Source organism: Actinokineospora sp. NBRC 105648 (assembly GCF_030269645.1).
Lineage (GTDB): Bacteria > Actinomycetota > Actinomycetes > Mycobacteriales > Pseudonocardiaceae > Actinokineospora.
On sequence record NZ_BSTR01000003.1, the window covers coordinates 300890 to 315011 of the forward strand.

Below are 14122 nucleotides of genomic sequence, written 5' to 3' on the forward strand. Positions count from 1 at the left end.
TCCAGCGCGTGCGGGCCCCTACAGCGAGGCGATGAGTCGTTCGACCCGCTCGTCGACGGCGCGGAACGGGTCCTTGCACAGGACGGTGCGCTGGGCCTGGTCGTTGAGCTTGAGGTGCACCCAGTCGACGGTGAAGTCGCGGCCCGCCTGCTGGGCGGCGGCGATGAAGTCGCCGCGCAGCTTGGCCCGGGTGGTCTGCGGCGGGGTGTCCTTGGCGGCCTCGATCTCGCCGTCGTCGGTCACCCTGGCCACCAGGTCCTTGCGCTGGAGCAGGTCGAAGATGCCCCGACCCCGGCGGATGTCGTGGTAGGCCAGGTCGAGCTGGGCGATCCGCGGGCTGGACAGGTCCATGTTGTGCTTGGCCCGGTAGCGCTCCACCAGCCGGTGCTTGATCGCCCAGTCGACCTCGCGGTCGATCCGGGACAGGTCCTGGGCCTCGACCGCGTCGAGGACCCGGCCCCACATCTCGACTACCCGGTTGGCGAGCGGGTCGGGTGAGCGGCGGGCGACGTGCTCGACGGCCTTGGCGTAGTACTCGCGCTGGATGTCGAGCGCCGAGGCCTCGCGCCCGCCCGCCAGCCGGACCAGCTTGCGGCCGGTCAGGTCGTGGCTGATCTCCCGGATCGCCCGGATCGGGTTGTCCAGGCTGAAGTCGCGGAACTGGACGCCGTCCTCGATCATCTCCAGCACCAGGTTGGCGGTGCCGACCTTGAGCAGGGTGGTCGACTCCGACATGTTCGAGTCGCCCACGATGACGTGCAGCCGCCGATAGCGCTCGGCGTCGGCGTGCGGCTCGTCGCGGGTGTTGATGATCGGGCGCGAGCGGGTGGTCGCGCTGGAGACGCCCTCCCAGATGTGCTCGGCGCGCTGCGAGAGGCAGTAGACGGCGCCGCGCGGGGTCTGCAGGACCTTGCCCGCGCCGCAGATGAGCTGGCGGGTGACCAGGAACGGCAGCAGCACGTCGGCGATCCTGGAGAACTCGCCCGCCCGGGTGACCAGGAAGTTCTCGTGGCAGCCGTAGGAGTTGCCCGCCGAGTCGGTGTTGTTCTTGAACAGGAAGATGTCGCCGCCGATGCCCTCGTCGGCCAGCCGCCGCTCGGCGTCGACGAGCAGGTCCTCCAGGATCCGCTCACCCGCCTTGTCGTGGGTGACCAGTTGGACGAGGTCGTCGCACTCCGCGGTCGCGTACTCCGGGTGTGACCCGACGTCGAGGTAGAGGCGTGATCCATTGCGCAGGAACACGTTCGAGGAACGCCCCCACGAAACAACCCGCCGGAACAGGTACCGCGCGACCTCGTCCGGTGACAGCCTGCGCTGCCCGTGGAACGTACAGGTCACGCCGAACTCCGTCTCGATACCGAAGATCCGCCGCTGCATCCTCTCAGCCTAGGCGCAAACACCGCCGAGGACCGTGCGCCGTTCGGGGAGGTCCACGGATCTGTTATCGAGCGGACCGTAACCAGTTGTTCACCCGGACCCGGGCGCGCGTCGCCCCAGTGGGCGCGGGCCGGTCGAGTCGGGTTGAATCGCGATCATGTTCGGACATGTGCGCCGCTCGGCCCGCCAGGTCGGCCGGTTCGACGAGAACCTCATGCGACGCAGCGCGGCCATCCCGCGCACGCCGGTCGACGACGCGCTCAAGTCGCTGTCGAAGTCGGCGAACAAGGGGGTGCTCTGGTTCTCCGTGGCGGCGCTGCTGGCCGCCCGCAAGGGCCCGGGCAGGCGGGCCGCGCTGCGCGGTGTCGCCGCGATCACCTTCGCGAGCACCTCGGCGAACCTGATCGGCAAGAACCTGTTCCCTCGCAGGCGCCCGGCCGCCGGGCTGCTGCCCGAGCACCGGCGGCTGACCAAGCGGCCGACCAGCTCGTCGTTCCCCTCCGGACACTCCGCCTCGGCGGTGGCGTTCACCACGGCGGTCGCGATGGAGTCCCCGGCGACGGCGGTGGCACTGGCCCCGCTGGCGGCCGCGGTGGCCTACTCGCGTATGCACACCGGCGTGCACTGGCCCACCGACATCGCCGCGGGCGCGGCCATCGGCGTGGGTGCGGCGTACGCGACCCGGCACTGGTGGCCCAAGGTCCCCGTGGGACCCGCGCACACCGCGCTGGTCGCCGAGCTGCCCGAACTGGTCGAGGGCGAGGGGCTGCTGGTGCTGGTGAACCCGCACTCCGGCGTGGCGGGCGAGGACCCCAGCGGGGACATCAAGCAGCGCTGGCCCCGGGCCACGGTGGTCTACCCGGAGCCCGGCACCGACCTCGTCGAGCAGCTGTCCACCGAGCTGGGCGCCTCCCCCGGCGACATCAAAGCCGTCGGGGTGGCGGGCGGCGACGGGACGGTGGCGGCCGTCGCCTCGGTCGCCGCGGAGTTCCAGCTGCCGCTGGTGCTGATCCCGGCGGGCACGCTCAACCACTTCGCCCGCGACGTCGGCGTCGAGTCGACCGAGGAGTCGGTGGACGCGGTCCGCGAGGGCACCGGCGTGTGCATCGACCTGGCGGGCGTGCGGATCACCGACAACTCGGGCACCACCCACCGGTGGTTCGTCAACACCGCCAGCCTGGGCGGCTACCCGGAGATGGTGCGGCTGCGCGAGCGGCTGGAGGCCCGCAACTGGCCGAAGTGGCCCGCGGGCGCCCTCGCGCTGATCCGCCAGCTGCGCCGCGCCCAGCCGATCCGGATCTCGCTCAACGGCAAGCCGCACCTGGTGTGGATGCTCTTCGTGGGCAACGGCAGCTACGACCCGAAGGGGTTCGCGCCGACCCGTCGACCCGCGCTGGACTCGGGGATGCTCGACGTGCGGTACCTGCGGGCGGACGTGCCCTACTCGCGGGCGCGCTTCGTGCTGGGGACGCTGACCCGGACGCTGTCGACGAGCCACGTGTACCGGCAGCTGGATGTGGCGTCGTTGGACGTGCGGGTGCTGGACGGGCACCGGCGGGTGGCCACCGATGGTGAGGTGGGACCGTTGGGGAACCGGTTCGAGTTCCGGTCGCAGCCTGGGGCGCTGTCGATCTACCGGTCCTGAGTGGCTTGGTTGCCTGTGTGGGTTTTGCTGCCCTGCGTTGCCCGGGTTGGAAGCGTGGGCTCGATCTAGGGGCGGTGCGGTGGTTGCCGTCTTCGTTGCCCGAGTTACAAGCATGGGCTCGATCTAGTGAACTCACTTCGCGCGGGGCCCCTAGAGCACCGCTGTGGGGAAAAAGCGTGGGGAGAAGGGCATCCCCACCACCAGGTCAAGGTTAGCGGCACTCCTCCCCCACACGAAGCGAGTCCACTAGATCGAGCATCCGTAGCGGGGCCGCCGGAACCAGCGGAGTCGGCCTCACCGCTGCGGTTTGGCGGGGACGGCCTCACCGCTGCGGTTTGGTGGAGTCGGGCTCACCGCTGCGGTTTGGCGGGTGGGCTCGGGATCCACTTTCGTCGTTCAGTGGTGGGGGATCCTCGCCTCTTTTTGCGGGGCGGGTGTGGTGCGGTGGGGCTCTTCGCGTCGCCTTCAGCGGGGTCGGGTGCTTCGTCGCTGTCGGTGCCGGGTGCTCAGCCTGCTGAGGCGTGGGGGCCTGCTGGGCCGTGTTCGGCCCACCAGGCGGCGAAGAGGGGGTTGGTGTCGGTGAGTTGGCTGTAGGCCGTCAGGAGTGAGGCAGGGGCTTGTTCGGCCGCGCCTGCCAGGCCGCTTTCCTCGTGCCAGACCAGGACTATCTCCTGGCGCATGGGGTTGCCCTTGAGGCTGCGGATGACCACTCCATTGCCCTCGCGGGCGACTGGTTTGGCCAGGGTGACCGCGCCTGCCTGGACCAGGGCTCGGGTGGTGGTCGTGTCGGACATCTGGTGCTTGATGATCGGGGTGAAGCCCGCTGCCGCGCAGACGCGGGCGAAGGCCAGTTGTTCGGTGCCCTCGGCCACCGGGGGCATCACCCAGCTGTCGCCTGCCAGTTCGGGCAGTTCGATGTCGTGGCGGTCGGCGAGGGGGTGGGTCTCGGCGAGGGCCACGAACAGGGGGGCGCTGAGCATCACGCGGCTGTGCAGGCCGGGGGGTAGAGCTGTTCTGAAGCCGGGGTTCTCCTCCAGGACCGCGAAGTCGACCTTGTGGTCGAGCACCTTGCGGACCAGTTCGGCCGGGTGCATGTCGATGTCGATGCTGGCCTCGGCGCCGCCGAGGCGGTCGGCGATGGCGGTGGCGAAGCGGGGGACGATGAGGCCGGGTGGGCCGCCGACGCGGACCTGGCCCGCGATCGTGGTGGCCTGGGTGCGCCTGCGGATGCCCGCCATCAGCTCGTCGACGTCGTTGAGCAGGACGCGCGCGGTGCTGAGCACGTAGGTGCCGAGGTCGGTGGGGACCACGCCGGTGCCGGTGCGGGCGAACAGCAGGCCGCCGACCCGGCGTTCCAGGCGCTGCAGCTGGGCGGTGAGCGCGGGTTGGGACACGCCGAGCTGGACGGCCGCCTTCGACAGGCTGCCCGCGTCGGCGACCGCGCGGATGACGCGGAGATGTCGCAGTTCCAACTCGCTCACACCAGAGTTATGCCCTCTGTCTCGACGTTATGCAAATCCCTTTGCACCGATGCGAAGAACCGCACAATCCCCGGTAGCGGCGTGTCGATACCGCCCGGACCCCGTCCGCGCCCGGGGCGGGGGTCGGAGTCGTTGCCCGACACCAGGAACCCGGGCGGGCGCGGACAGTCCACAGTGGATTACCGAGCGTGGTCTACTCGGTGCCCGCGGGCGGCGGGGGCAGTTCCACGTCCTCGACCGGCTGGGCGGGCGAGGTGTCCTCGGGCGCCGCCTCCTGGACGGGCAGCAGCGCGGTGAGCGCGGCGCCCACGATCCGGCGGAAGGCGCGGCGCGGGCGGGAGCGGTCGAGGATCGCGACCTCGAGCTTGGCCAGCGCCGGGGCGCTGTCGCCGGGTCCGCCGCCCGAGCCGGTGGCCAGCGCCCGGACCGCGAGCCGGATGGCGTCGGTGAGCGCGAGGCCGTCGGCGAAGTCGGCCTTGAGCACGGTGACGATCGGGTCGGTCTGCCCGCCCATCACCAGGAACTGCGGCTCGTCGACGATCGAGCCGTCGTAGGTGAGCCGGTAGAGCTGGTCCTGCGCGGCGGTGGCGCCCACCTCGGCCACGCAGAGCTCCACCTCCATCGGCTTGACCTGCTCGGTGAAGATCGTGCCCAGGGTCTGGGCGTAGACGTTGGCCAGCTGCCGGGCCGAGACGTCGCGGCGGTCGTAGGAGTAGCCCCACAGGTCGACGTGCCGGATGCCGCCGCGGCGCAGGCTCTCGTACTCGCTGTAGCGGCCCGCGGCGGCGAAGCCGATCCGGTCGTAGATCTCGGAGACCTTGTGCAGGGTCGCCGACGGGTTCTCGGCCACGAACAGCACGCCGTCGGCGTACTTGAGCGCGACGACGCTGCGGCCCCGGGCGATGCCCTTGCGGGCGTACTCCGAGCGGTCGCGCATCAACTGCTCGGGTGAGGCGTACAACGGCATCGTCACGGGGCGGGCTCCTTGCTCGGCGGGGTTGGGGGTCAGCCGCGGGGGCGGTCGGCGCGGTCGGCGACCACGGCCTGGGCCACCGCGCCTGCCTCGTCCTCGGTGGCGCGCACGGCGCCATCGTCGGCGGTGATGGTCACGATGCTCGGGTAGATCCGGCGGGCCAGGTCCGGGCCGCCGGTGGCCGAGTCGTCGTCGGCGGCGTCGTAGAGCGCCTCCACCGCCGCGCGCAGCGCCGCCGCGCGGTCGCCGCCGGGCTGGTAGAGCTTCTTGAGCGCCGAGCGGGCGAACATCGAGCCGGAGCCGATGGCGTGGAAGCCCGCGCGCTCCTCGTAGCGACCGCCGGTGACGTCGTAGGAGACGATCCGGCCCGCGGTGGCCGGGTCCGCGGCGTCGACGTCGTAGCCGACGAACAGCGGCAGCACCGCCAAGCCCGCCATCGCGACCTCCAGGTTGCCCCGGACCATGCTGGCGAGCTTGTTGGCCTTGCCGTCGAGGGAGAGCTGGACGCCCTCGATCTTCTCGTAGTGCGCCAGCTCCACGGTGTAGAGCCGGACCAGCTCCACGGCCAGCCCCGCGGTGCCCGCGATGCCGACCGAGGAGTAGTCGTCGGTGACGAACACCTTCTCGATGTCCCGCTGCGCGATCAGGTTGCCCGCGGTGGCCCGCCGGTCACCGGCGATCAGCACGCCACCGGCGAAGGTGAGCGCGACGATCGTGGTGCCGTGCGGGGCGTCGAGCTTGGCCGCCACCGCCGGGTCGCCCACCCGGTGACCGCCGGGCAGCAGCTCGGGGGCCTGCGCCCGCAGGAAGTCGGTGAACGACGAGGTGCCTGCGGAGAGGTAGGCAGGAGGGAGCGCCGCACCCAGCTGCCCTCGGGACGAGGTGTGTTCCATGCCTGCTTTCGTTCCTGTCGCGGGATCGGGACCAGGGCGGGGGTGGTGGGGCTACTCGCCGCCCTTTTGCACGTAGGCGCGGACGAAGTCCTCCGCGTTCTCCTCCAGCACGTCGTCGATCTCGTCGAGGATCGCGTCGGTGTCGTCGCCGAGCTTCTCCCGGCGCTCCTGCCCGGCCGCGGTGGTGTCCTCGACGCCGTCGTCGCCGTCTCCGCCGCCCTGGCGCTGCGTCTGCTCCTGGGACATGTCGCCTCCCGGTCGTCTGGCCTACTGCGAACACTACCCAGCCGGAGCGGCATCCGTCGCGGGCCGCGCCGGTTTCAAGATCGATCCGGTGCTCAGCGGCGGGCCGCGCCGGTGAGCGCGTCGACCAGTTCCTCGGCGGTGTTCGCCGCGTCCAGCAGCGCCCCGACGTGGGCCTTCGTGCCGCGCAACGGCTCCAGGGTGGGGATCCGGACCAGCGACTCGCGACCCAGGTCGAAGATCACCGAGTCCCAGGAGGCGGCCGCGATGGCGTTCGGGTAGCGCTCCAGGCAGCGGCCGCGGAAGTAGGCGCGGGTGTCCAGCGGTGGGTTGGTGATCGCGCTGCGCACCTCCTCCTCGGTGACCAGCCGCTTCATCGAGCCGCGGGCCACCAACCGGTTGTAGAGGCCCTTGTCCAGCCGCACGTCGGAGTACTGCAGGTCGACCAGGGACAGCCGGGGCGAGGACCAGGCCAGGCCGTCGCGGGCCCGGAAGCCCTCCAGCAGGCGCAGCTTGGCGGGCCAGTCGAGCCGGTCGGCGCACTCCATCGGGTCGCGGCGCAGCGCGTCGAGGGTCTCCCCCCAGGTGCGGTGCACGTCGAGGGCGACCCGGTCCAGGTCGAGCCGGTCGAGGTGCTCGCTGACCAGGTCGTGGTAGGCGTGCTGGATGTCCAGGCCGGTGAACCGGCGGCCGTTGGACAGCTCGACGGTGGCCTTGAGCGTCGGGTCGTGGCTGATCACGTGCACCGCGCGGACCGGGTCGGCGAGCTTGACGTGGTCGAAGCGCACCCCGGCCTCGATCAGGTCGAGCACCAGGGCGGCGGTGCCGACCTTGAGGTAGGTCGAGGTCTCGGCCAGGTTGGCGTCGCCGATGATCACGTGCAGGCGGCGGTACTTGTCGGCGTCGGCGTGCGGCTCGTCGCGGGTGTTGATGATGCCGCGCTTGAGCGTGGTCTCCAGGCCGACCTCGACCTCGATGTAGTCGGCGCGCTGGGAGAGCTGGAAGCCCGCCTCCTCGCCGGAGGCGCCCAGGCCGACCCGGCCGGAGCCGACCACGACCTGGCGGGAGGCGAAGAACGGGGTGAGCCCGCCGATCACCGCGGTGAACGGGGTCTTGCGCGCCATCAGGTAGTTCTCGTGGGTGCCGTAGCTGGCGCCCTTGCCGTCGACGTTGTTCTTGTAGAGCTGCAGCCGGGGCTGGCCGGGGACGGTGGCCGCGCGCAGGGCGGCCTCCTCCATCACCCGCTCCCCCGCCTTGTCCCAGATGACCGCGTCCCGGGCGTTGGTGACCTCGGGCGCGGAGTACTCCGGGTGCGCGTGGTCGACGTAGAGCCGGGCGCCGTTGGTGAGGATGACGTTGGCCGCGCCGAGGTCCTCCACGTCCGGGTCGGCCGGGCCCAGGCCGGGCACGCCCAGGTCGAACCCGCGCGCGTCGCGAAGCGGCGACTCCACCTCGTAGTCCCACCGGGCCCGCCGCGCGCGCGGGATGTCCGCCGCCGCGGCGTAGGCCAGCACGACCTGGGTCGATGTCAACACCGGGTTCGCCGTCGCGTCGCCCGGCACCGCGATGCCGTACTCGACCTCGGTTCCCATGATCCGCCGCATGGGGCCAGCCTACGGGTCCGGACCGCCCGCTCCGGCGTGAGCCGTGCCGCTGTGGATAACTTGGGCGGGTGGAACTGGTGGCGGTGTGCGATGAGCGGGGCGCGGTGGTGGGGTCGGCCACCCGGGAGCGGATGCGGGCCGAGGGCCTGTGGCACGCGTGCGGGTCGGTGCTGGTGCGCTCCGGCGATGGCGAGCGGGTCTTCGCGCACCGGCGCACCGACACCAAGGACGTCTACCCCGGCCTGCACGACTGCTGGGCCGGTGGGGTGGTCGCGGCGGGCGAGTCGGCGCGGGCCTGCGCGGAGCGGGAGCTGGCCGAGGAGCTGGGGATCACGGGGGTGCCGCTGGTCCCGCTGTTCACCCTGGCCGTGGAGCTGCCGCCGGTGCGGGTGCACCTGTGGTGCTACGAGGTCCGCTGGGACGGGCCGGTGGTCCTGCAGGACAGCGAGGTGGCCGCGGGCTGGTGGCTGCCGGTGGCCGAGCTGCGGGAGCGGCTGGCCGACCCGGGATGGCCGTTCGTGCCCGACGGCAGACTTGCCGTCGAGGAGTGGTTCAGGCGCCTCGGGTGAGGGCGGCCGCGGCCTTCGGGGCGATCCGGGTGACGGCCGCGCGGGCTCGGGTAGCGGTGCCCGCTTCGACGGTCACCGCGGTGAGCACGCCGTCCGCGACGAGCACCACGGTGCAGACGACCTTGCCCGGCGCGGTGGCACACCAGCTGAGCTGTCCCGTGACGCCGGACAGCGCGCCCAGGGTGACGCCGTCCTCGACCCGGTAGGTGGTGTTGTCGGACTGGAAGGTCTTGCACTTCACGCCGTCGCGGACCTTTTGGAGCGCCTGGCCCTCGTCCTCGACGGTGACCACAGACTGGCGCAGCTGGGAGCCGCTGGCGTACTTCCAAGTGGTCTTGCGGTGCGCCTCACCGCCCAGGGGCAGCTTGCAGTCGGGCAGCGTGGCGGACGAGGTGGTGTCCGGGGCGCCGACGGGCAGGACCTCCTCGGCGACCAGGTCGGCGGCGGTCATCGACGCCCGCTCGACGACCTCGTCCGGGTCGGGTCCGGCCGGGGTGGTGGTGGCCGCGGCCACCGGCAGCGGCGCGGACGTGGTGGTCGCGGCCTGCTCGGACGAGGGCGGGTCGTCGTAGTAGGTGTAGAGGTCGTTCGGCCGGTCTGAGCACGCCGCGAGCAGGCTCACGGGCAGCACCGTTGCGCAGGCGAGCGCGTGGACACGACGCAAGTTCTCGTCCGTTTCGGGCGGGAGAGGGCGGAGGGTTCGGCCAGGACCGTACCGCTCACGATCACCCGGTCGGGGGTGCGGGGTCAGGTCCAGGGCAGCGCCGAGCGGGTCGCCCAGTAGTCGCCCGGGTCCTCGGCCAGGTCAGCCAGGTCAGCGAGGTCGGGCGCGAGTTCTGGCGCCTCGATGCCGGTGGCCGCGAGGTTGTCGGCGAGTTGGGCGGTGCTCGCCGGGCCGAGCAGGACGACGTCCGCCCAGGGCTGGGCCAGCACGTGGGCCAGGGCGACCGCGTCCGGGGTGACCCCCAGTCGGGTGGCGGCGTCACGAACCGCCGCGGGCGGGCGCACCGCGAGCCTGCCGTTGGCCAACGCCTCCTTGACCGCCACCAGGACCCCCGCCGCGCGCGCCTCGGCCAGGGCCGGACCCACCGAGGTCTCCAGGGCGTTCCAAGTGGACTGGACCGCGGTGAACACCCGGACGCCCGCGCGCTCGATGTCGAGCCCGCGGCGCACCGCGTCCGCCTGGGCCGGTCCGGAGGTGGAGAAACCCAGCCGCTGCCCCGATCCGGCGAGGTCGGCGAGCGCGTCCAGCAGCGCGCCGTCGGTGAACAGGGGACTGTCCACGGTGAGCGAGTGCACCTGGTACAGGGCGATCCGGTCGCCCAGCAGCGCCCTGCTGCGCGCCCACTGCGCGTGGAACCGGGCCGCCGAGTGCTCTTTGGACTCGTGCACGGCCGCGTCCAGCCACCAGCCGCCGACGTAGGCGTAGCCCCACTTCGACGACACGGTGATGTCGGTGTGCCCACGGGAGTCCAGCCACCCAGCCAGGAACTCCTCGGCCCGGCCGTAGGAGCGCGCGGTGTCGACCCGGCGCACACCCGCGGCGTAGGCGGCGTCCAAGACGGACTCGGTGGCCGACCGCAGGCTCTCGACCCCGCGGTCGGCCGGGAGCGCGTCGACGCGGCCCAGGTTGATGTAGGCGGGCCTGCCCAGCGCGGCGAGGCCCAGGGCGAGGCGGTCGGTGGCGGGCACCGCCCGATTATGCCCGGGAACGCCGATGGGCCCCCGCCGGAGCGGGGGCCCATCGGGACTGTCCTGGCGGTATGGCCTCAGAGGTCCTTAGAGGTACTGCCCGGTGTTCGTCGCGGTGTCTATCGCCCGCCCGGACTCCTGGTTCTTGCCCGTGACCAGCGTCCGGATGTAGACGATGCGCTCACCCTTCTTGCCCGAGATGCGCGCCCAGTCGTCCGGGTTGGTCGTGTTCGGCAGGTCCTCGTTCTCGGCGAACTCGTCGACGATCGCGTCCAGCAGGTGCTGCACGCGCAGGCCGGGCTGCCGGGTCTCCAGCACCGCCTTGATCGCCGCCTTCTTCGCCCGGTCCACGATGTTCTGGATCATCGCCCCGGAGTTGAAGTCCCGGAAGTAGAGGACCTCCTTGTCACCGTTGGCGTAGGTGACCTCCAGGAACCGGTTCTCCTCGGTCTCCTCGTACATCCGCTCGACGGTGTGCTGGATCATCGCGTCGATGCAGGTGTTGCGGTCGCCGCCGAACTCGGCCAGGTCGTCGGCGTGGATGGGCAGGTTGCTGGTCAGGTACTTGGAGAAGATGTCCTTGGCCGCCTCGGCGTCCGGCCGCTCGATCTTGATCTTCACGTCGAGCCTGCCGGGTCGCAGGATCGCCGGGTCGATCATGTCCTCGCGGTTGGAGGCGCCGATCACGATGACGTTCTCCAGCCCCTCGACGCCGTCGATCTCGCTGAGCAGCTGGGGCACGATCGTGGTCTCCACATCGGAGGACACGCCGCTGCCGCGGGTCCGGAAGATCGAGTCCATCTCGTCGAAGAACACGATCACCGGGGTGCCCTCGGAGGCCTTCTCCCTGGCCCGCTGGAAGATCAGCCGGATGTGCCGCTCGGTCTCGCCGACGAACTTGTTGAGCAGCTCCGGGCCCTTGATGTTGAGGAAGTAGGACTTCGCGTCCTTGGGCGCGTGGTCGCCGCGGGCCGCCGCGACCTTCTTGGCCAGCGAGTTCGCCACCGCCTTGGCGATGAGCGTCTTGCCGCAGCCGGGCGGGCCGTAGAGCAGCACGCCCTTGGGCGGGCGCAGCTCGTACTCGGCGAAGAGGTCCTTGTGCAGGAAAGGGAGCTCGACCGCGTCGCGGATCTGCTCGATCTGCCGGAACAGCCCGCCGATGTCGGCGTAGTCGACGTCGGGGACCTCCTCGAGCACGAGGTCCTCCACCTCGGCCTTGGGCACCCGCTCGTAGGCGTAGCCGGACTTGGCGTCCACCAGCAGCGAGTCGCCGGACTTCAGCGGCGCCGCGGTCAGCGGGTCGGCGAGCCAGACGACCCGTTCCTCGTCGGCGTGCCCGACGACGAGGGCCCGGGTGGCGATCTCCTCACCGTCGGAGACGAGGAGCTCGCGCAGGGTGGACACTTCGCCCGTCCGCTCGAACCCACCGCCCTCGACCACCGTGAGGGCCTCGTTGAGGCGCACCGACTGCCCACGCCGGAGGGTGTCCCCCTCGACCGCGGGCGAGACGGACACGCGCATCTTGCGACCCGCGGTGAACACGTCGACCGTGCCGTCCTCGTGTCCTTCGAGGAACACGCCGTAGCCGCTGGGCGGCTGGGCGAGGCGATCGACCTCCTCGCGCAAGGCGAGGAGTTGGCCGCGGGCCTCGCGCAGCGTGTCGACCAGCTTGGCGTTCCGCTCGGTGAGCTGACTCACCCGCTCGGACGCCTCTGCCAGCCGCTGCTCCAAGAGCCGCGAATGCCGTGGCGATTCCGTCAGTTTCCGGCGAAGCAGAGCGACTTCCTCTTCGAGGAAACGGATCTGCGCGGCATCGGACCTGTCCGGGCGCTCACGCCCTGGGTCCACCGCGCCACCGTGCTCATCGTCGGCGTTCTCTGGCCGACTGCCGGGACGATCGTGCTGCATGTCGGCACCTCCTCCCGAACTCGTACCCCTACGGTACCGGCGATCACCGACAACGACAGAGCATCCGCATGCCGGAACTTGCGTGTCACGCCCGCGCAACACTCGCTCGGACGCAGTCGATCCGCCATCCCGGTGTTCGCGGGAACTGGCCTGCCGTTACCGTGCGTCGGTGCATTAGGCCGACCGCGCGGCCGTTCACGCAGCACGAGAGCCAGGGGACGATGACCTACCCACCCCAGCAGCCGGACCCGCACGGCCACCAGCCGCAGTACCCCGGCCCGCAGCCGCACCAGGGCGGGTACCCGCGGCAGCCGCCCGCACCCGGCCAGTACCAGCAACCGGGTGCGTACTCAGGGCAACCGGGTCCCCACCCGTACGGCACCCCCTACGGCCCGCCGCGACCCAGCCGGACCCCGTGGCTGATAGCAGGCGGTGGGCTGCTCGCCATCGGGCTCGTGGTCACGCTGGTCCTGGTGCTCACCGGCGGCGCCGACACCGGCACCGCGCGCGGCACCGCCGAGGCGATGGTCGAGGCGATGGCGGGCAACGACGTCGCGGCCTACAACCGGCTGGTCTGCGACGAGGACGCCAAGGTCACCGACCGGGCGGGCGAGCGGGACCGGCCCAAGGTGGCCAACGCCCAGGTCACCGAGGTCAAGGAGACCGGCGACAAGGCGACCGCCACGTTCACCGCGACCGTGGACGGCAAGCCGCAGACCGCCCGGATCCGGCTGCGCAAGCAGGGCGAGACCTGGTGCGTGGACCGCTTCTCCGCGCCGTGACCGGCCCGGTGCGGCGGGCACCGTTCCCGATTCGTCACCCGATCGTCGCCGCCGGGAGTCCTCCCGGGGGTGGCCGGGCGCGCCCGGCCAATACCATGTGAGCCTCCCCGCGGGATACGTTCTTCAGGGAACGAGTCGGCCCGCCGAGCCGTCTACCCCGCACCGGAGACCGATCCGTCCAGCGCGGCGAACCAGCACCAAGGAGTCAAGGGCGACCATGACCTATCCTCCGCAGCAGCCCGGGCCCTACGGCCAGCAGCCGCAGCAGCCCGGCGGCTACGGGAACCAGCCTCCCGGCCCCTACGGCCAGCAGCCGGACCCGTACGCCCAGCAGCCCCCGTACCAGGGGCCCGGCGGTTTCCCCGGTGGCCCCGGCGGCGAGCCGCCCAAGCGCAACACCGGCAAGATCGTCGCCATCGTGGCGATCGCCGTGCTGGTTCTCGGCGGCGCGGGTGTGGGCGTGTACTTCCTGACCAAGGACAAGGGCGGGTCGAACACCGGCTCGGGCACCACCAGCAGCGCCCCCAAGTCGCCCGGCAGGACGACCACCGGATCGTCCAGTTCGGACGAGACCAGCTCGTCGTCGGAGCCCAGCACCGACGACGACTCGAGCGGCCCGGACGCGGTGGTCGACGCCTACGTCGACGCGTACAAGACCAAGAGCTTCCTGACCGTGACCTCCGACGCCTGCAAGGCTTACAAGGACAAGTACGGGACGGACACCTCCAAATTGGAGGGTGAGCTGGAGAAGTTCGAGATCACGGCGACCAAGAACGGCTCCCCGAAGGTCTCCGGCAGCACCGCGAGCGCGCAGATCGACCTCGTGCTCACCCAAGACGGCAAGTCGCGGAACGTCACGATCGAGATCAAGATCGTCAAAGAGGGCGGCGACTGGAAGTTCTGCGGGGAACAGCAAGGCTGACCTGCGGCGATGTGACCTCTCCCCCAAAAAATG

Annotated in this window: 13 protein-coding genes; 4 read left to right on the forward strand and 9 right to left on the reverse strand. The window is 71.4% G+C overall.

Annotated features, from left to right (window positions below):
• Positions 1–18 precede the first annotated feature (18 nt).
• Entirely contained in the window at positions 19–1377 is a 1359-nt protein-coding gene (gene pafA / locus QSK30_RS04545) for a Pup--protein ligase (protein WP_285499797.1), read from the reverse strand.
• Positions 1378–1534: 157 nt separating this feature from the next.
• Here pafA and QSK30_RS04550 point away from each other — a divergent pair, with 157 nt between their 5' ends.
• Complete coding sequence (locus tag QSK30_RS04550; RefSeq protein ID WP_285499799.1) at positions 1535–3022, forward strand: bifunctional phosphatase PAP2/diacylglycerol kinase family protein; 1488 nt, start codon at positions 1535–1537, stop codon at positions 3020–3022.
• Between the two features lie 506 nt (positions 3023–3528).
• Here QSK30_RS04550 and QSK30_RS04555 read toward each other — a convergent pair.
• The 5 genes from QSK30_RS04555 to dop all read right to left on the reverse strand — a co-directional run bounded on the left by QSK30_RS04555 (position 3529) and on the right by dop (position 8216).
• Positions 3529–4503: a LysR family transcriptional regulator gene (locus QSK30_RS04555; RefSeq protein ID WP_285499801.1), complete on the reverse strand. Its 975-nt coding sequence runs from the start codon at positions 4501–4503 to the stop codon at positions 3529–3531.
• A 193-nt stretch (positions 4504–4696) separates the two neighbouring features.
• Positions 4697–5476 carry a proteasome subunit alpha gene (gene prcA, locus QSK30_RS04560; protein ID WP_285499803.1) on the reverse strand — a complete coding sequence of 260 codons (780 nt, stop codon included), beginning with the start codon at positions 5474–5476 and terminating at the stop codon, positions 4697–4699.
• A 32-nt stretch (positions 5477–5508) separates the two neighbouring features.
• Positions 5509–6369 carry a proteasome subunit beta gene (gene prcB, locus QSK30_RS04565; protein WP_285499805.1) on the reverse strand — a complete coding sequence of 287 codons (861 nt, stop codon included), beginning with the start codon at positions 6367–6369 and terminating at the stop codon, positions 5509–5511.
• A 51-nt stretch (positions 6370–6420) separates the two neighbouring features.
• Entirely contained in the window at positions 6421–6615 is a 195-nt protein-coding gene (locus QSK30_RS04570) for a ubiquitin-like protein Pup (RefSeq protein ID WP_285499807.1), read from the reverse strand.
• A 92-nt stretch (positions 6616–6707) separates the two neighbouring features.
• Positions 6708–8216, reverse strand: a complete 1509-nt coding sequence (gene dop, locus QSK30_RS04575) for a depupylase/deamidase Dop (protein ID WP_285499809.1) — start codon at positions 8214–8216, stop codon at positions 6708–6710.
• 68 nt (positions 8217–8284) lie between these two features.
• Between dop and QSK30_RS04580 the strand changes: the two genes are divergently transcribed.
• A complete protein-coding gene (locus QSK30_RS04580; RefSeq protein ID WP_502871788.1) occupies positions 8285–8785 on the forward strand; it encodes an NUDIX hydrolase in 501 nt (166 codons plus the stop codon).
• Here QSK30_RS04580 and QSK30_RS04585 read toward each other — a convergent pair.
• From QSK30_RS04585 to arc, 3 genes are all read right to left on the reverse strand, one after another.
• Complete coding sequence (locus tag QSK30_RS04585; protein ID WP_285499811.1) at positions 8769–9407, reverse strand: hypothetical protein; 639 nt, start codon at positions 9405–9407, stop codon at positions 8769–8771. The two genes, QSK30_RS04580 and QSK30_RS04585, sit on opposite strands and share 17 nt — an antisense overlap.
• 125 nt (positions 9408–9532) lie before the next feature.
• Positions 9533–10477: an aldo/keto reductase gene (locus QSK30_RS04590; protein WP_285499813.1), complete on the reverse strand. Its 945-nt coding sequence runs from the start codon at positions 10475–10477 to the stop codon at positions 9533–9535.
• A gap of 87 nt (positions 10478–10564) precedes the next feature.
• Positions 10565–12385, reverse strand: coding sequence for a proteasome ATPase (gene arc / locus QSK30_RS04595; RefSeq protein WP_285499815.1), 1821 nt, complete (start codon positions 12383–12385; stop codon positions 10565–10567).
• A gap of 221 nt (positions 12386–12606) precedes the next feature.
• Between arc and QSK30_RS04600 the strand changes: the two genes are divergently transcribed.
• Both QSK30_RS04600 and QSK30_RS04605 read left to right on the forward strand, forming a co-directional pair.
• The gene (locus QSK30_RS04600) at positions 12607–13167 is read left to right on the forward strand and encodes an Rv0361 family membrane protein (RefSeq protein ID WP_285499817.1); all 561 of its coding nucleotides are present in this window, start codon (positions 12607–12609) and stop codon (positions 13165–13167) included.
• Between the two features lie 217 nt (positions 13168–13384).
• Complete coding sequence (locus QSK30_RS04605; RefSeq protein ID WP_285499819.1) at positions 13385–14089, forward strand: flagellar basal body-associated FliL family protein; 705 nt, start codon at positions 13385–13387, stop codon at positions 14087–14089.
• The last annotated feature ends 33 nt before the right edge of the window (positions 14090–14122 follow it).

Bases quoted from the DNA above. Each gene is read 5' to 3' on its own strand.
- pafA (WP_285499797.1), bottom strand. From the start codon at position 1,377: ATGCAGCGGCGGATCTTCGGTATCGAGACGGAGTTCGGCGTGACCTGT.
- QSK30_RS04550 (WP_285499799.1), top strand. From the start codon at position 1,535: ATGTTCGGACATGTGCGCCGCTCGGCCCGCCAGGTCGGCCGGTTCGAC.
- prcB (WP_285499805.1), bottom strand. From the start codon at position 6,369: ATGGAACACACCTCGTCCCGAGGGCAGCTGGGTGCGGCGCTCCCTCCT.
- QSK30_RS04570 (WP_285499807.1), bottom strand. From the start codon at position 6,615: ATGTCCCAGGAGCAGACGCAGCGCCAGGGCGGCGGAGACGGCGACGAC.
- dop (WP_285499809.1), bottom strand. From the start codon at position 8,216: ATGCGGCGGATCATGGGAACCGAGGTCGAGTACGGCATCGCGGTGCCG.
- arc (WP_285499815.1), bottom strand. From the start codon at position 12,385: ATGCAGCACGATCGTCCCGGCAGTCGGCCAGAGAACGCCGACGATGAG.
- QSK30_RS04600 (WP_285499817.1), top strand. From the start codon at position 12,607: ATGACCTACCCACCCCAGCAGCCGGACCCGCACGGCCACCAGCCGCAG.
- QSK30_RS04605 (WP_285499819.1), top strand. From the start codon at position 13,385: ATGACCTATCCTCCGCAGCAGCCCGGGCCCTACGGCCAGCAGCCGCAG.